Origin of the sequence: Microbispora sp. KK1-11, assembly GCF_006874435.1 — a bacterium.
GTDB classification, from domain to species: Bacteria; Actinomycetota; Actinomycetes; order Streptosporangiales; family Streptosporangiaceae; genus Microbispora; species Microbispora catharanthi.
Window position 1 is genome coordinate 103505 of the sequence record NZ_VIRJ01000024.1, and the last position, 16086, is coordinate 119590.

The following is a 16086-nucleotide window of genomic DNA, read 5'->3' on the forward strand; positions in this document are numbered from 1 at the left end:
CCGCGGAGGTCTCTCCCGATCGGCGAAGATCGGGAGAGACCCGCGAGGGCACCCGCGACGACAGCCGCGGGAACACCGAATCACTCCCCTTTCGTGCGAAGGAAGCAATAGATGAGCACCAAGGACTACTTGGAAAAGGACTACTACGCCGTCCTTGGTGTGCCCAAGACCGCGAGCGCCGAGGAGATCAAGAAGGCGTACCGCAAGCTCGCCCGCCAGTACCACCCGGACGCCAACCCGGGGAACAAGGAGACCGAGGATAAGTTCAAGGAGGTCTCCGAGGCCTACGACGTGCTCTCCGACGTCAAGCGGCGCAAGGAGTACGACGAGGCGCGCACGCTCTTCGGGTCGGGGCTCGGCGGCTACGCGGGCGCGGGCGGGACCCGGGCCGGCGGCGGCTTCAACTTCGACCTCGGCGACCTGTTCGGCGGCTCGGGGTCGAGCGAGCGGATCGGGGACCTGTTCGGGGGGTTGTTCAACCGGGGCGGAGCGGGCACGCGCACGACGACTGCCCGGCCACGGCGCGGCCAGGACGTCGAGTCGGAGGTGACGCTCGCCTTCGGCGAGGCGGTGGACGGCACCACCGTGTCCCTCCGGCTCACCAGTTCTGCCGCCTGCACCGCCTGCGGCGGCACGGGGGCGAAGGCGGGCACCACCCCACGGGTCTGCCCGACCTGCGAGGGAACCGGGGCGGCCAGCCGCAACCTCGGCAACTTCGCCTTTTCCGAGCCGTGCCGCGACTGCCGCGGCCGGGGCCTGGTGGTCGACGACCCCTGCCCCGTCTGCGAGGGCAGCGGGCGCGGCAAGAGCACCCGTACGATCCAGGCCCGCATCCCGGCCGGGGTCGGCGACGGCCAGCGCATCAGGATCAAGGGCAAGGGCGCGCCCGGTGAGAACGGCGGCCCGGCCGGCGACCTCTACGTGCTGGTCCACGTCAAGCCGCACCCCGTGTTCGGGCGCAGCGGGGAGAACCTGACCGTCACGGTCCCCGTCACCTTCCCCGAGGCCGCGCTCGGCGCCGAGATCAAGGTGCCGACGCTCCGGGGGATGCCGGTGACCCTGCGCATCCCGGAGGGAACGCCCAACGGACGGACGTTCCGGGTGCGCGGCCGGGGGGCCTCCCGCAAGGACGGCACGAAGGGCGACCTGCTGGTCACCGTCCAGGTCACGGTGCCCCAGAACCTCGACGACAAGGCCCGCGCGGCCCTCGAGGAGTTCAGGAACGCCACGGAGGGCCAGGACCTTCGCGAAGAGCTGATCAAGCAGGCCAGAAGCGAGTGAGCCGATGGATGCCAGGTTTTTCGACATCTCCGACGACACCCCCGTCTATGTGATCTCCGTAGCCGCCCAGCTGTCCGGGCTGCACCCGCAGACGCTCCGCCAGTACGACCGGCTCGGGCTCGTCAGCCCCGGCCGTACGGCGGGGCGGGGGCGGCTGTACTCGACAAGGGACATCGTGCTTCTGCGCGAGGTCCAGCGGCTCTCCCAGGAGCACGGCATCAACCTCGCCGGCATCAAGCGCATCCTCGAACTCGAAACCGAGAACATGCGCCTGCGCGAGGAGGTCACCCGGCTCAGGGGTGAGCTCACGATGTTGCGGGCACTGGTCCGCTACGAACTGCCACCTGCCTGATCGGCGAAACGAGGCATTCACATATGGACTACAAGTTCACCCAGAAGAGCCAGGAGGCCCTGTCCGCGGCCGTCCGGCGCGCCGCGGCCGACGGCAACCCCGAGGTCGCGCCCGCGCACCTGCTGACGACCCTGCTGGCGCAGAACGGCGGCATCGCCGGGTCGCTGCTGCAGGCCGTCGGCGCGGACCCCCGGCAACTGCGCGCCCAGGCCGAGGAGCTGCTCGAACGGCTGCCGAAGGCGCAGGGCTCCACCGTGAGCGCGCCGTCCAGCTCACGCCAGCTGCTGACCGTGCTCAACACCGCGGCGCAGCGGGCCAAGCAGCTCGAGGACGAGTACGTCTCGACCGAGCACCTGCTCGTCGGGCTCGCCACCGACGGCGGGCAGGTCGCCGACCTGCTGAAGGCCGCGGGCGCCACCCCCAACGCGCTGCTCGAGGCGTTCGAGAAGGTCCGCGGGCACGCCAGGGTGACCAGCGAGACGCCCGAGGACACCTACCAGGCGCTGGAGAAGTACGGCGTCGACCTCACCGAGCGGGCGCGTTCCGGCAAGCTCGACCCGGTGATCGGCCGCGACGGCGAGATCCGCCGGGTCGTCCAGGTGCTGTCGCGCCGCACCAAGAACAACCCCGTGCTGATCGGCGAGCCCGGCGTCGGCAAGACCGCCGTGGTCGAGGGCCTCGCCCAGCGGATCGTCGCGGGCGACGTGCCCGAGAGCCTGCGCAACAAGCGCCTGGTCGCGCTCGACCTCGGCGCGATGGTCGCGGGCGCGAAATACCGCGGCGAGTTCGAGGAACGCCTCAAGGCCGTGCTCAACGAGATCAAGGAGAGCAACGGCCAGATCGTGACGTTCATCGACGAGCTGCACACGATGGTCGGCGCGGGCGCCGCCGAGGGCGCGATGGACGCGGGCAACATGCTCAAGCCCATGCTGGCCCGCGGCGAGCTGCGCATGATCGGTGCCACCACGCTCGACGAGTACCGCGAGCGCATCGAGAAGGACCCGGCCCTGGAGCGGCGGTTCCAGCAGGTCTACGTCGGCGAGCCCACCGTCGAGGACACGATCGCGATCCTGCGCGGGCTCAAGGGCCGATACGAGGCGCACCACCAGGTGCAGATCTCCGACAGCGCCCTGGTCGCCGCCGCGACGCTCTCCGACCGCTACATCACGGCGCGCTTCCTTCCCGACAAGGCGATCGACCTGGTGGACGAGTCGATGTCGCGGCTGCGCATGGAGATCGACTCGCGGCCGGTGGAGATCGACCAGCTCCAGCGGAGCGTGGACCGCCTGAAGATGGAGGAGCTCGCGCTCGCCAAGGAGACCGACGAGGCCAGCCGGCAGCGCCTGGAGAAGCTCCGCGAGGAGCTGGCCAACCGCCAGGAGGACCTCAACGCCCTGGTCAGCCGGTGGGAGCGGGAGAAGGCCGGCCTCAACAAGGTCGGCGAGCTGAAGAAGCAGCTCGACGAGGCGCGCGGCGCGGCCGAGCGGGCCCAGCGCGACGGCGACTTCGAGGCGGCGTCGCGGCTCATGTACGGCGACGTCCCCCGCCTGGAGAAGGAGCTCGCCGAGGCCACCAAGGCCGCCGAGACGGCGGAGGCCGAGGCCGAGCCCATGGTGAAGGAGGAGGTCGGCCCCGACGACATCGCCGAGGTCATCTCCTCGTGGACCGGCATCCCCGCCGGGCGGCTGCTGGAGGGCGAGACCGCCAAGCTGCTGCGGATGGAGGACGAGCTGGGCGAGCGCCTGATCGGCCAGCGCCAGGCCGTCCAGGCCGTCTCCGACGCCGTACGGCGTGCCCGGGCCGGCATCGCCGACCCCGACCGGCCGACCGGCTCGTTCCTCTTCCTCGGCCCGACCGGCGTCGGCAAGACCGAGCTGGCCAAGGCGCTCGCCGAGTTCCTGTTCGACGACGAGCGGGCCATGACCCGCATCGACATGAGCGAGTACGGCGAGAAGCACAGCGTGGCCCGTCTGGTCGGCGCGCCGCCCGGCTACGTCGGCTACGAGGAGGGCGGCCAGCTCACCGAGGCCGTGCGGCGCAGGCCGTACACCGTGGTGCTGCTCGACGAGATCGAGAAGGCCCATCCCGAGGTCTTCGACATCCTGCTGCAGGTGCTCGACGACGGCCGGCTCACCGACGGGCAGGGCCGCACGGTCGACTTCCGCAACACGATCCTGATTCTCACCTCGAACATCGGCTCGCAGTTCCTCGTGGACCCCACCATGGAGGGCGAGGTCAAGCGCGAGGCGGTGATGAACGCGGTGCGGGCGTCGTTCAAGCCCGAGTTCCTCAACCGGCTCGACGACATCATCGTGTTCGACGCGCTGGGCACCGAGGAGCTGTCGCAGATCGTGGACCTGCAGGTCGCCCGGCTCGCGCGGCGCCTGTCGGACCGGCGGCTGAAGCTGACCGTCACGCCCGCCGCCCGCGACTGGCTCGCGCTGACCGGCTACGACCCGTTGTACGGCGCGCGCCCGCTGCGCCGCCTGATCCAGTCGGCCATCGGCGACAAGCTCGCCAAGGAGCTGCTGTCGGGGACCATCAGGGACGGCGACGAGGTAATCGTCGACTTTGACGCAGCAGGTGACACGCTGACGATCCGGCCCGCTCGGTAAGGTCTTCCCCACCATTGAGGCAAGCGCGCCCCGCCCTTTCCCCTCGCTGCTACGTTCGGCGTTCGTCGGACTACCGTACGCGATCAGGGGGACGTGGATGTCCAGGACTTCACGAAGTATTCGAGGGCGGTGCGTCGCGCTTGCTGCGGTCACTGCCGGAGTGAGCTGGCTGACCGGGGGCCCGGCGATGGCGAAGGACGGCGCGCTCGCCGACGCCTGCCGGGCCCAGAGCCACGACGCCACCGGCCGCGACGTCACCAGCCATGACGTCGCCGGCCGCGACCTGACGGGAGGACTGACCACCCTTCCGGCGGCGGGCGTGCTGAGCATCGCCGACGCGGCCGGAGCGGCCGCCGGGCAGGGGCGCAACTCGCTTCCCACCGGTTCGTCCACGGTCGCCAGGACCGTCCCGGGGCCCGCGGCGCTGCCGGCCGTGCCGGGCCCCCGTACGCTGCCGGGCGCGATGCCCGGTGCGGCACCCGGCGCGGCCAAGGCCGCTCCCGCCGTTCCCGGCGGCACGACGGCACTGCCCGCACCGGCGGACGCGAAGACGCTTCCCGCCGACGCCACGACCCTCTCGGCTCCCGCGAAGGCGGTCTCCGCTCCGGTGCACAACGCCGTGGCCGGCGCCACGACCGTCTCCGAACCGCGCCGCGCGCCCGCCGTTCCCGCCGCGGACGCCAAGACCCTGTTCCCGGCCAGGAGCACCGTGCCCCTCCTCGCCGTCGCACCCGCCAAGCCCAGCACCGCGAACACCTGCGCGCCGCAGGCGCTGCGGACCGCGCCGGCCGCGCACGAGCGGGAGCATCCCCTCGCGCAGGGGCATCAGAAGAAGACCCACCGGCATCCCAAGCCGCAGGACGAGCCGGCGGGCTCGGCCTCCCGGGGCGATTCCGCCCAGGCTTCCGTACCGCAGAAGCCGGGAGCGCAGAAGCCGGCAGCGCAGAAGCCGGGGGCACAGAAGCCGGGAGCGCAGAACTCGGGAGCGCAGAGGCCGGAGGCGCGGAACCAGGGCGCACAGGGTGCTCTCGCGTCCCAGGGCGAGTCGCACAGCACCAGTTCGCAGAGCGCCGCGTCGGGCCAGGAGCAGAGCACGCAGACCTTCCCGGTGAAGGACCGCCGCCACCGCAAGGCGCACCACCCCCGCAAGCAGCCCGGGGCCATGGCGCCTGCCCAGGCCGCCAACCAGGCCGCCGACCAGAGCGCCAACCAGCCGGCCCCGCGGGCCGGTCAGGCCGGCCGGCCCGTGACCGGCACGCGCAACGCCTCCCTGCCGGAGGGTGAGCGCAAGAAGGAGGCCAAGGACAAGCGTCATCGGAACGACGACGCGCGCGGGCGGAGCGCCGCCGCGGGCGTGCAGCCCGACGCGGCGGACGGCCGGCACGTGCCGCGGCTGCGCGAGTACCCCAAGGCGGCCTCGCGTCAGCAGAACGGTGACATCACCGCCCCGGCCGCTCTCACCAAGGCGACGGGCACGCGCGCGGTGACCGATTTCGCCACCGCGACCGGCAAGAAACTCCTGCCGTAACCCTCAATCCGCCGTACGACGCGCGAGAACGGCGGCCTCGCGGCCGACGGCCCGGGTTCGGCGACCGGGCCGCACGAGGAGCGAGTTCGCCGGGCGGGGAGAGAGGCGAGCACCGGCCGGCCGGGGTGATCGGCGTCGCCCCGGCTCCCCCGCGGCTCCCATCCGGCCTCGTCCGCCGAAATACCGAAGACGGCGAAGACGGCGAAACCGAAGACAACGTGACCAAGGGGCCGTGATCCACGGCCCCTTTTCCATGCCCTCACACCACCTGACCGGGTGGAGGCCCGCAGCCGTATCCGGGGTGCCGAGAGGGCTCAGCGGGAAACGTCGAGGAGGGCGTCGAGGTCGTCCTCCGGCAGGCCGAGATCGACCCGGATGCGGTAGCGAGTGCGCAGCAGCGAGTCGCGGATGCCCGACCCCGTCGCGCCGCAGGCGCGGATGCCGTCGGTGGCCCACTCGTGCGCCGCGTCGAGGTCGCCGTACGCCACGAGCGTCTCGGCGACGGTCAGCGCGGTGGCCGGGTTCCAGTCCCCTGACCTCACCGCGGCGATCAGCGCCCTGGCCTCCTCGGGCCGGTCGAGTTCGAACAGCGTGTCGGCGATGCCCGCACGCGGGTCCACCGGCACCTCGCCGCCGTCCTCCAGAGCGCTCTGGTAACGGTCGAGGGCGGCCGCGGGCTGACCGGCCTGGCGCCACTCCTCCGCGGCGAGCATGAGGATCGCCGCCCTGGACATCTCTCCCGACTCGTACCCCTGGGCCAGCGCGTCGAGGCGGCGGGCGAGGGCACCGTGGTCATCGAGCAGCAGGGCCTGTTCGAGCAGTCGGTCCACCTGCTCATTTGTCACATGTGCCACAGAGCCGAGGCTACCGATCCCGGCCTGTTTTCGCAGGACAACACCAGGCATTGCCGAAGCAACAGTTAGTACACGTTTGGCTACCATGCGCTTTTCTCGGCAGATAGTCGGGCATATCGCACCATGCCTGTGCCAATCGGAGCTCGGCGAGGAGCGTTACAGCATGTCCAAGCGGGTGATACTGACTCTCGCCTCCACAACGGTGCTCGCCGCCGTGGTTCCGGGTTTCGCCGGCTTCGTCACGGCCCAGTACGAGGCGCTCGACCAGGCCCGCGCCGAACTGGCCCGGCTGCAGGCCAAGCTGCAGATGATGGAGCTGAGGGTCGAGCCTGCGGCGACCCTGAGATGCCACGCCGGCGCGAGCGGGAAGAGACAGCCGAGCCTGACGGACGAGGACGACACGCGGGAGCTGACGATACCGCCGCGCACCCGCACCAGGTCCTGGCAGAACACCGCCTACATCCAGGGCACCGCACCGAATCTGTGGCCCTCGATCGGCGTCCCCCGGGCCGTACCCGGCCCGCAGGCGCCGGACGATCCCCGCCGCCCCCGCGAGTGAGCCGCCCGCACCACGAGGACGCGGACCGTCACGCGCGTCGCGAGACGGCGGAGGCGAGCTGGCGGGACAGATATCCGCGGACGAGCTGTTTGGCCTCGGCCACGATTCCGGGGTCGCCGTTCGGGTCGTGCCGGAAGGCGAGCTTCAGCACCGCGTCCCCCGCCTCGACGGCGACGAGAATGGCACGGTCCAAATCCTCGCTGTCCGCCAGTCCGAATTCGGCGAGCAGCAACGCGCGCAGCCGTCCGGCGATCACGGTGTTGTTGTCGGCCACGGAGTCGAGGAGGTCGAGGTCGAAGACCTCGCCGAAGTGCAGCGAGCGGAACCCGGGCACACTGCGGTGCATCTCGACGTACTCGTCGATGATGGCGTCGACGGCGTCCCACCAGCCGGCGTAGTCCTCGACCATGAAGCGACCCCCGACCCGCGCGACGAACAACTCGACGTTGCGCCGCGTCAGGGCCTGGCTGAGCGCCCGCTTGTCCGGGAAGAACTGGTAGACCGAGCCGATCGCCACCCCGGCCCGCTCGGCCACCCGGGTGGTCGTCAGCGCGTCGTACCCGCCCTCGTCGAGCAACTCGGCGCAGGCGTCGAGCATCCGCTCCACTCTGCGGGCGCTGCGACGCTGCGAAGGACGCCGGCGCAGCGGCTCACCGGGATGCGACGAGCGCGGCGACATTCCCTCACCACCCCCACGGCCCCATTTCTCGGCGGTGGCACAGGTCTCGACGGCAGCACAACGCTCGACGGCGAAAGCGGGGCCGCCTGCTTCCCTCACGTACCGGCTGGACACTCACCCATCTTGCATGTTTCACGCGCCTGGGTCAGCGCTTATCGACCAGTCGTCTGATTTGCGGCAAGAATCCCGTCGCACCGCCGTCAGGAGTCGGCGGGTGCGGCCGACAGGCCGGTGCAGCCGCGCAGCGCACGGTAGGCGCCGAGCGCCTGCTGCCTGGCGCCGCCCGTCACGGGAATCGGCACGCCCCCGTTGATCCGGGCGGGGGTCCACTGGTCCTTGAGCACCTTCCTGCCGTTGATCGTGAGGGTGAGCACGCCGGTCGTCCCGGTGTCCGGACCCCAGTTGTAGAAGGCGAAGTTGCCCAGGCCGTACTGCACGTACGACTGCCCGGAGTAACCTCCGCCCAGCAGGATGTGCGCGTGGCTGCCCACGATCACGTCGGCCCCCGCGGCCACGAGCTTGTCCGCCAGGCTCCGCTGCACCGGCGTCGGGCACTTGACCAGCTCGGTGCCCCAGTGCAGGAACACGATGACGGTGTCGGAGTTCTTGCGGGCCTGCCGTACGGCACGCAGGAGGCGGGGCTCGTTCTTGGCCGAGGCGAGCCCGCCCTTGTCGCCGGAGGCGGTCCACGCCTGGATGAACTGCTCGTCGAGCACCTGGGTCGCGCCGATGATCGACACCCGGTTGCCGTTGACCGTCCGGCGGTAGGGCCGGTATGCCTCGGTCTCGTTCGCGCCGATGCCGATGACGGGGAACTTCGAGGACCTGATCGCGGCGAGCGTGTCCCGCAGGCCGCTCTCCATGTAGTCCATGCCGTGGTTGTTGGCCATCGTGACGACGTCCACCCCGGCGGCCTTGAGCGCGGCGAACGCCGTGGCCGGGGCGCGGAAGGTGAACTGCTTGCCCGGCGCGGGCGTACCGGCGGTGGTGATGGCGGTCTCGAGGTTGAGCGCGGTGAGGTTGGATCTGCGCAGCACGGCGGCGATCGGCCCGAGCGCCGTACGGGGGTCGGCGTTGAGCCGGTTGCGCAGGACGCCCTCGAAGTGCACGTCGCCCGCGAAGGAGATCGTGAAGGGCCGCCGCTGCGGCTTGGGAGACGGCGTCGTGGTCTTGACCTCCGGTTGCGACGCGCCGGGGACGGGCTCGCTCTCCGCCGGGCTGCACCCCGCGACGAGGAGGGGAGCCGCGAGGAGGGCGAACAGGGACAGGGCGAGGGGCTGACGTCTCACGGCACCCGAGCATGCCACCTTCCGCCGACATCCGGGGAGCCCGCGGGAGATCCCGAGGCAAGTAACTTGGAGAGTTCCTTTACTTGAACCATTCAAGTTTGCTGCTAACGTGGGGGCTGTGGACGACGCCGGGCGCCTTCGTCAGGCCGGACTGCGGGTGACCGCGGCACGGCTGGCGATCATGCAGACCGTGTGCGGGGGTGACCACCTCGACGTGGAAGCCATCCATCGCGGTGTGTGCGAACGCGTCGGCCAGGTGTCCCTGCAAGCCGTCTACGACTCGCTGAACGCGTTGCAGCGCGGCGGACTGCTCCGCCGCATCGAGCCCGCGGGCAGCCCGACGCGGTACGAGACGCGGGTGGGCGACAACCACCACCACCTCGTCTGCCGCAGTTGCGGAAGAGTCACGGACGTCGACTGCGCGGTGGGGCACGCGCCCTGCCTGGAGCCGGCGTCGGACGCCGGCTACCTGGTGGACGAGGCGGACGTCATCTACTGGGGCCTGTGCCCCCCGTGCCGGCCCGAGGCCGGCAGCGCCCAGCCCGATTCCGCCCGCGTCTGAGTCTCGCGTCCCTGCTTTCCGTCGCTTTCCGCACGCAGTTCCATGAAGTGACCCCGGAGGACAGCCCCATGACCGACAGGCCCATCACCACCACCGACGCCGGGATTCCCGCTCCCAGTGACGAGTTCTCGCTGTCCGTCGGCCCCAACGGCCCGCTGCTGCTGCAGGACCACTACCTGATCCAGAAGATGGCCCACTTCAACCGGGAGCGGGTCCCCGAGCGCGTGGTGCACGCCAAGGGCGGCGGCGCGTACGGCGTGCTGCGGATCACCGAGGACGTCAGCCAGTACACCAAGGCCACGCTGTTCCAGAAGGGCAAGGAGACCGAGCTCTTCCTGCGGTTCTCGACCGTCGCCGGCGAGCTGGGCAGCGCCGACACCGTGCGCGACCCCCGCGGCTTCGCGATCAAGTTCTACACGGAGGACGGCAACTACGACATCGTCGGCAACAACACGCCGATCTTCTTCATCCGCGACCCGTCGAAGTTCTCCGACTTCATCCACTCGCAGAAGCGCCGCGCCGACACCCACACGCGTGACAACAACATGCAGTGGGACTTCTGGACGCTGTCGCCCGAGTCGGCCCACCAGGTGTCGTTCCTCATGACCGACCGCGGCACGCCGCGCTCGTGGCGGCACATGCACGGCTTCGGGTCGCACACCTTCCTCTGGTACAACGCCGCCGGCGAGAAGTTCTGGGTCAAGTACCACTTCAAGACCGAGCAGGGCATCGAGAACCTCACCGACGCCGAGGCCAGGGCGCTGGTGGCGGAGGACCCGGACTTCCACATCCGCGACCTGCACACCGCCATCAGGAACGGCGACCATCCGGCCTGGAAGGTCAACGTCCAGATCATGCCGTTCGAGGACGCGGCGGACTACCGGTTCAACCCGTTCGACCTCACCAAGGTCTGGCCGCACTCCGACTACCCGGAGATCACCATCGGCCGGTTCGTGCTGAACCGCAACCCGGAGAACTACTTCGCCGAGGTCGAGCAGGCGGGCTTCGAGCCGGCGAACCTGGTGCCGGGCGTCGGGCCCTCCCCGGACAAGATGCTCCAGGGCCGCCTGTTCTCCTACCCGGACGCCCACCGCTACCGCATCGGGCCGAACTACCTGCAGCTTCCGGTCAACGCGCCGAAGGTGCCCGTGCACAGCTACAACCGCGACGGCCAGATGCGCTACCGCAACCCGGGCGACCCGGTCTACGCGCCGAACAGCGTCAACGGCCCCGCGGCCGACCCGTCGCTCTACGAGGGCGAGAACTACCGGGTCACCGGTGAGATCGTCCGGAGCGCCCACGTCAGGCACCGCGAGGACGACGACTACGTCCAGCCGCGCGCGCTGTGGGAGAACGTGCTCTCGGACGTCGACCGCGACCACATGGTGAGCAACATCGTCGGCCACGCCTCGGCTCCCGAGGTCACCGCCGACATGAAGAAGCGCGTGGTCGACTACTGGACCAACATCCACAAGGACCTCGGCCAGCGCGTCGCGCAGGGGCTCGGCGTCGCCTGACCCCCTCCCCCTCACGTACGGCTCGCGCCCCTTTCCGGGCGCGGGCCGTACGCGCGTCCGCGACCGTCGTCACGAGCGCCCCGCAGGCGCCGTTCTCCGAGGTCGGAATATCCGGCCGGACTCGCCTCGCGGAAGGCCTGCTCACAAAGGCCGGACTCGCTGAAGGTGGAATTCGGCAAAGGCCGAACTCGTCAAAGGTCGAACTCGCCGTCCTTCACGCCACCGATGAACGCGTCCCATTCCGCGGAGGTGAAGACGAGAGCGGGACCGTCCTGGTCCTTGCTGTCGCGCACACCCACGTGGCCGTCGGGCAGTACGGCCACTTCCACACAGGCGCAGTTGTTGGCGCTCCGGCTGCTCTTCCACCAGGCGGCGCCGGACAGGTCAATCGAGTTCATGGACAATGTTTCTCTCCCCCCGGAAATCATTTCGCGCGGGTTTCCGGGGCGGTCTAGAGCTGGCTAGCGCCAGTGACGGACAGTTTTCTCCAAGAACCGGCGGGACTCGTCCACGTCGAGAGCCTTCGTCTCCAGGTAGTCGAATGCCACCTCGTACCGGTAGACGATCGCCTCGTCCTCGACCAGACGCCCGCCCAGGAGTGCCTCCAGGTACACGACGTCGTGGAACTCGGGCAGCTTGAGGTGGGAGAACGCCCCGGTGTTGATCGGGTGGTCCGCGTCGAGCGGCAGGATCCGCAACTCGACGTTCGGCAGCTCTGACACCTCGATCAACCGCCTGAGCTGTTCCCGCATCACCTCGTGGTCGCCGAACCGGCGCAGCAGGACCGACTCCTCCAGAACGGCCGAGATGGCCAGCGGGCTCTCCGCCCTGAGAACCGCCTGCTGGCGCGCCATCCGGACCTCGATCCGGCTGCGGACGCCGCCCGGCGCCTCAAGGGTGCTCCGTTGTCCGCTCTCCATCATGGCTCGGACGTACGCCTCTGTCTGGAACAGACCCGGCACCACCTGGGGTTCCCAGTCACGTGCCGCCGTGGCCTCGGCCTCCAGGCCCAGGAACGTCGTGTATTCCTTGGGCAGGGAGTCGCGGTAATCCTCCCACCAGCCCTTCCGGGTCGCGTCCCGGTGCAGGGCGAGCAGCTCTTGGCGTTGGCGGGAATCTACCATGTAGATCACTAGAAGTGCCTCAACATCGCTCACGCGAGGCGATGTGCGCGCCGTCTCGATTCTGCTGATCTTCGCTGCCGACCAGCCGAGCCGGGCGGCGACCTGGTCGCCCGTCAGATCGGCGCGCTCGCGTAACCGGCGCAGTTCCTGCCCCAGCCGACGGCGGCGGACGGTGGGACTGCCGTGCTCGGGCACCCCTGCCGACCTCCTTCATCCGGTGAATCCGGTGGTTGCGGTGGACGCACGGATGGTGGGCGCGCCCTGGCGGATCGGGCGCTCGGGTGAGGGGCGCCCTGTTCGAAGATTACCGCGCCCGCTCGTGCAACTTGCACCGTGATTTGCAGCGTATCCGCACAAGATTCTTGCGGATTTCTTTTCGTCAAGTATTGCAGGGCATTGCGTCCTGAGTCACGATCGATGCGGGAAGGGTCTTCCGGAGTGTGGGGGCGCCGGCGGTCGCCGGCGAAATACTCCGAGACCCGTTTCCCCATCCGGGGCACGCGCCCGGCGAGGGGCGCCGGCCGCTTCGGGTGCGCGTGACAACGGGAGGCATCCGGGCCAGCGGGATTTCGACATTCGGCGGGCGTCGCGGCGCTCGCATCGCACGAGCAGCGAACACGAATAGGCCGTTCCTGGGATGGAACGCGCCCTCCGTACGACGAATTCAGGACGACGAGATCTCCACTTGGCACCCCTCCGAAAGGAGTCTCTTGGTGAATCCCCCCGGTGCCGCCTGGTTATCACTGATCAAAAGCCGGATGACGATGGCCGACCTGGCGCTGTGCGCCGACCAGGACAGGTGGGCGCGCGAACTGAAATGGACGGTGAGCCGCACCGGCTTCGGCGCCCGCCACTACCGCGACCCCCGCTTCGACCTCGTACGCGAACTGGAGGAGGTCGGCCGCCTCTTCACCGTCTGACGCCCGGTTCACCGTACGACAAGGCGGGCCGCGTCGCCTGGCGGGAGAAGGGCGTGCGTTTCATGGACCGGACGGCGCGCGGCGCCGGATCGGGGACGAACTGATCGTGACCGGTTAGGCTTGCGCGGGTGACGACCGCGCTCATCCACGAACGGCTGCAGTCTCAGCTCGCCTTCCACATGGAGATCGACAAGCTGAAGCGCGTCATCCGCCGGAACTCGCTGATCGACGGCTCGCGCCGGGAGAACGATGCCGAGCACTCCTGGCATCTGGCCATGATGGCGATGACGCTGGCCGAGCACGCTCCCCCGGAAACCGATATCCCCAGGGTGGTCGCGATGCTGCTCGTCCACGACATCGTGGAGATCGACGCCGGCGACACCTTCATCTACGACCCCGTCGCGGTCGAGGGGCAGGCCGCCCTCGAACGCGCGGCGGCCGACCGGATCTTCGGGCTGCTACCGGAGGACCAGGGGGCGCGGCTGCGCGGCCTGTGGGACGAGTTCGAGGAGCGGCGCACACCGGAGGCGAGGTTCGCCAGGGCGCTCGACCGGCTCGCGCCGATCATCGCCAACCACCACAACGAGGGCGGCACCTGGCCGCTCTACAAGGTGACGGCCCGTCAGGTGATGGAGAAGGTGCGGCTCATCGAGGAGGGGTCACCCACGCTCGGCGAGTACGCCGCGAGGCTGGTCGCCGGCTCGGTCGCCCGGGGTCATCTGGCACCCTGACCGGGAGCGTCCCGGCCGAAACTCGCATATACCGTCTCATGCCTGTCCATGTTCACACCTGTGACGCGGGGGTACGTGATCCCGTGTTAGGGGGCGAGATATGGAAGAGACGACCAGGCCGCGTTCGGGCCGGACGGCACGGAGGGTCCCTTCGGCAGAGCTCCTCGACGGGCTCGAGCGGGCCACCGTGCTCGATCGGCCGATCACCGTCATATCCAAGAAGGTCCGCCGCAGACTCGGCCCGGGCAGGCTCCGGGACGTCCTGCACGGCGTGCCCATGGGACACCCGCTGCACCCGGCGCTCGCCGTGACGACCTTCGGCTGCTGGCTGTCGGCGAGCGTGGTGGACATGACCAAGACGGGCTCACGCGCGGCGCGGACGCTGATCCTGGCGGGACTGGGCAGCGCCGTTCCCACGGTGGCGGCCGGCCTCACGGATTGGTCCACCCTCCATCGCGAACAGCAGCGCGTGGGCTTGGTGCACGCCATGACGAACGCCGCCGCGGCGCTCTGCTACACGGGCTCTCTTTTCTTACGGGTGACGGGACGCGAACGCGCCGGGCGCATGCTGGCGTATGCGGGACTTGCGGCGGCCTCCGCGGGTGCGCACCTCGGCAGCCACATGTCCTATCGCCAGGCCGCCGGGGCCAATCACGCGGAGTCGGTCGGCCACCTCATGCCGCTCGGCTGGCACGACCTGTGCGCGCTCAAGGACCTGCCCAACGGGCGGCCGGTCCGGCGGCGGCTCGGCTACATCGACCTTTTCGTCCTGCGCCTCGGCGACGACGTGAGCGTGCTCGCGGACAACTGCTCCCACCTCGCCGGCCCTCTCCACCAGGGGCGGGTCGCGATGGAGGAGGGCCAGGCCTGCATCGTCTGCCCGTGGCACGGCAGCGCCTTCCGCATCTCGGACGGCCGGGTCATGCACGGTCCCGCGACGTCGCGCCAGCCGGCTTTTCAGACCCGGCTGCGGCAGGACGGCGTCGTCCAGGTCCGTCCCGCGGAGTAATCCCACATCGCGTAATCCCACATCGGCGCGTTCCGCGCCCCGGACCCGGGTCAGCCGGTGTCCGGGCCGCGGTCGTCGGCGGGATGTTCGACCAGCGCGAGGACGCGGTTGGACATGAACCTCGCGGTGCGGACGGGAGTGCCCGCCCGCGTGACCTCGGTGACCTCGACCACTCCGCGGCCCGTCGTGATCTCGATCCGGCGGCCCGCCCTGGTCGCGACCACCTCGTAGGTGCGCGGGGTGCCCCCCGCATCGATGACGATCTCCACCCGGTCGCCCTTCACAAGGGCAGACATACCCTTTCAGGACACCAGCTTCACTATCGCCACGATTCCCACGACAACAATGAATCCCCGCAGCAAGGGTGCGGGGAGCCGGCGGCCCAGGCGGGCGCCGAGGAAGCCGCCGACGGCCGAACCGAGCGCGACCATCAGCACGGCGGCCCAGTCCACCGGCGCGATGAACGCGAACAGCACCGCCGCCGTGGCGTTGACCAGCAGCGACAGCAGGTTCTTCGCCGCGTTCACCCGTTGCAGGTCCTCGTCGAGGAAGCTGCCGAGCAGGCCGATCAGCACGATTCCCTGGGCGGCGCCGAAGTAGCCGCCGTACATGCCCGCGCCCAGGACGCCCAGCCACAGCCACGGCCCGCCGTGGGGGTGGGGCCTGCGCCGTACGGCCAGCCACTCGTTGATCCTCGGCTGGAACACCACGAGGAGGCAGGCAACCGCGATGAGCACCGGGACGATGACCTTGAACGCCTCGGCGGGCAGGATCAGGAGCAGCACTCCGCCGGTGAGCGAGCCGATCACGGACGCGACGCCGAGCCGGAGCAGCCGCTCGCGCTGGCCCTTGAGTTCGGCGCGGTAGCCGAGCACCCCGGTCACGCCGCCGGGCACGAGCCCGACGTTGTTGGACACGTTCGCGACGATCGGCGGGAAGCCGACGGCCAGCATCGTCGGGAACGTGATGAGCGAACCCGATCCCACGACGGCGTTGATGGCCCCGGCCCCGACACCGGCCGCGAAGACCGCGGCCGCCTCCCACGGCGTCACTCGCACCTCTCCCT

The 16086-nt window shown here is 70.1% G+C and carries 17 protein-coding genes; 10 read left to right on the forward strand and 7 right to left on the reverse strand.

The genetic code is table 11. The features are described 5' to 3' along the window. Positions 1-111: 111 nt before the first annotated feature. The 4 genes from dnaJ to FLW16_RS29320 all read left to right on the forward strand — a co-directional run bounded on the left by dnaJ (position 112) and on the right by FLW16_RS29320 (position 5776). Positions 112-1281, forward strand: a complete 1170-nt coding sequence (gene dnaJ / locus FLW16_RS29305; RefSeq protein WP_142563364.1) for a molecular chaperone DnaJ — start codon at positions 112-114, stop codon at positions 1279-1281. A 4-nt stretch (positions 1282-1285) separates the two neighbouring features. Then, complete coding sequence (locus tag FLW16_RS29310) at positions 1286-1633, forward strand: heat shock protein transcriptional repressor HspR (RefSeq protein ID WP_142563365.1); 348 nt, start codon at positions 1286-1288, stop codon at positions 1631-1633. A gap of 23 nt (positions 1634-1656) precedes the next feature. Next, entirely contained in the window at positions 1657-4248 is a 2592-nt protein-coding gene (gene clpB, locus FLW16_RS29315) for an ATP-dependent chaperone ClpB (protein WP_142563366.1), read from the forward strand. A 160-nt stretch (positions 4249-4408) separates the two neighbouring features. Then, positions 4409-5776 (forward strand): hypothetical protein, encoded by a 1368-nt coding sequence (locus FLW16_RS29320; protein ID WP_142563367.1) that lies wholly within the window; start codon positions 4409-4411, stop codon positions 5774-5776. A gap of 314 nt (positions 5777-6090) precedes the next feature. Here the strand turns inward: FLW16_RS29320 and FLW16_RS29325 are convergent, their stop codons facing one another. After that, a complete protein-coding gene (locus FLW16_RS29325) occupies positions 6091-6630 on the reverse strand; it encodes a tetratricopeptide repeat protein (protein ID WP_260615696.1) in 540 nt (179 codons plus the stop codon). Between the two features lie 163 nt (positions 6631-6793). On the opposite strand from FLW16_RS29325, the gene FLW16_RS29330 reads away from it, so the two are divergent. After that, on the forward strand, positions 6794-7189 hold the full coding sequence (locus tag FLW16_RS29330) for a hypothetical protein (RefSeq protein WP_142563368.1): 396 nt from the start codon (positions 6794-6796) through the stop codon (positions 7187-7189). 28 nt (positions 7190-7217) lie between these two features. Here the strand turns inward: FLW16_RS29330 and FLW16_RS29335 are convergent, their stop codons facing one another. After that, on the reverse strand, positions 7218-7787 hold the full coding sequence (locus FLW16_RS29335) for a TetR family transcriptional regulator (protein WP_312847162.1): 570 nt from the start codon (positions 7785-7787) through the stop codon (positions 7218-7220). Between the two features lie 281 nt (positions 7788-8068). Then, positions 8069-9157 carry a CapA family protein gene (locus FLW16_RS29340; RefSeq protein WP_142563370.1) on the reverse strand — a complete coding sequence of 363 codons (1089 nt, stop codon included), beginning with the start codon at positions 9155-9157 and terminating at the stop codon, positions 8069-8071. 118 nt (positions 9158-9275) lie between these two features. Between FLW16_RS29340 and FLW16_RS29345 the strand changes: the two genes are divergently transcribed. Both FLW16_RS29345 and FLW16_RS29350 read left to right on the forward strand, forming a co-directional pair. Further along, positions 9276-9719, forward strand: a complete 444-nt coding sequence (locus tag FLW16_RS29345; protein ID WP_142563371.1) for a Fur family transcriptional regulator — start codon at positions 9276-9278, stop codon at positions 9717-9719. 68 nt (positions 9720-9787) lie between these two features. Further along, positions 9788-11236: a catalase gene (locus FLW16_RS29350; RefSeq protein WP_142563372.1), complete on the forward strand. Its 1449-nt coding sequence runs from the start codon at positions 9788-9790 to the stop codon at positions 11234-11236. A 191-nt stretch (positions 11237-11427) separates the two neighbouring features. On the opposite strand, the gene FLW16_RS29355 is transcribed toward FLW16_RS29350, so the two are convergent. Next, positions 11428-11634, reverse strand: a complete 207-nt coding sequence (locus FLW16_RS29355) for a DUF397 domain-containing protein (RefSeq protein WP_185949640.1) — start codon at positions 11632-11634, stop codon at positions 11428-11430. 63 nt (positions 11635-11697) lie between these two features. Beyond that, a complete protein-coding gene (locus FLW16_RS29360; RefSeq protein ID WP_142563374.1) occupies positions 11698-12555 on the reverse strand; it encodes a helix-turn-helix transcriptional regulator in 858 nt (285 codons plus the stop codon). A gap of 518 nt (positions 12556-13073) precedes the next feature. Between FLW16_RS29360 and FLW16_RS29365 the strand changes: the two genes are divergently transcribed. The 3 genes from FLW16_RS29365 (at position 13074) to FLW16_RS29375 (ending at position 15020) form a co-directional block, all read left to right on the forward strand. Continuing rightward, positions 13074-13280 carry a hypothetical protein gene (locus FLW16_RS29365; protein ID WP_142563375.1) on the forward strand — a complete coding sequence of 69 codons (207 nt, stop codon included), beginning with the start codon at positions 13074-13076 and terminating at the stop codon, positions 13278-13280. A gap of 179 nt (positions 13281-13459) precedes the next feature. Further along, positions 13460-14011, forward strand: a complete 552-nt coding sequence (locus tag FLW16_RS29370; protein WP_142563416.1) for an HD family hydrolase — start codon at positions 13460-13462, stop codon at positions 14009-14011. 100 nt (positions 14012-14111) lie between these two features. Next, the gene (locus FLW16_RS29375) at positions 14112-15020 is read left to right on the forward strand and encodes a Rieske (2Fe-2S) protein (protein WP_142563376.1); all 909 of its coding nucleotides are present in this window, start codon (positions 14112-14114) and stop codon (positions 15018-15020) included. Between the two features lie 50 nt (positions 15021-15070). Here the strand turns inward: FLW16_RS29375 and FLW16_RS29380 are convergent, their stop codons facing one another. Together FLW16_RS29380 and FLW16_RS29385 are read right to left on the reverse strand one after the other, a co-directional pair. Continuing rightward, positions 15071-15316: a hypothetical protein gene (locus FLW16_RS29380; protein WP_205830246.1), complete on the reverse strand. Its 246-nt coding sequence runs from the start codon at positions 15314-15316 to the stop codon at positions 15071-15073. A 6-nt stretch (positions 15317-15322) separates the two neighbouring features. Next, a complete protein-coding gene (locus FLW16_RS29385; RefSeq protein WP_142563417.1) occupies positions 15323-16072 on the reverse strand; it encodes a sulfite exporter TauE/SafE family protein in 750 nt (249 codons plus the stop codon). Between the last annotated feature and the right edge of the window lie 14 nt (positions 16073-16086).

Excerpts from the sequence above, each read along its gene's own strand:
- clpB (WP_142563366.1), top strand. The coding sequence starts at position 1,657 with ATGGACTACAAGTTCACCCAGAAGAGCCAGGAGGCCCTGTCCGCGGCC.
- FLW16_RS29310 (WP_142563365.1), top strand. The coding sequence starts at position 1,286 with ATGGATGCCAGGTTTTTCGACATCTCCGACGACACCCCCGTCTATGTG.
- dnaJ (WP_142563364.1), top strand. The coding sequence starts at position 112 with ATGAGCACCAAGGACTACTTGGAAAAGGACTACTACGCCGTCCTTGGT.
- FLW16_RS29370 (WP_142563416.1), top strand. The coding sequence starts at position 13,460 with ATGGAGATCGACAAGCTGAAGCGCGTCATCCGCCGGAACTCGCTGATC.
- FLW16_RS29350 (WP_142563372.1), top strand. The coding sequence starts at position 9,788 with ATGACCGACAGGCCCATCACCACCACCGACGCCGGGATTCCCGCTCCC.
- FLW16_RS29380 (WP_205830246.1), bottom strand. The coding sequence starts at position 15,316 with ATGTCTGCCCTTGTGAAGGGCGACCGGGTGGAGATCGTCATCGATGCG.
- FLW16_RS29355 (WP_185949640.1), bottom strand. The coding sequence starts at position 11,634 with ATGAACTCGATTGACCTGTCCGGCGCCGCCTGGTGGAAGAGCAGCCGG.
- FLW16_RS29375 (WP_142563376.1), top strand. The coding sequence starts at position 14,112 with ATGGAAGAGACGACCAGGCCGCGTTCGGGCCGGACGGCACGGAGGGTC.
- FLW16_RS29335 (WP_312847162.1), bottom strand. The coding sequence starts at position 7,787 with ATGCTCGACGCCTGCGCCGAGTTGCTCGACGAGGGCGGGTACGACGCG.
- FLW16_RS29330 (WP_142563368.1), top strand. The coding sequence starts at position 6,794 with ATGTCCAAGCGGGTGATACTGACTCTCGCCTCCACAACGGTGCTCGCC.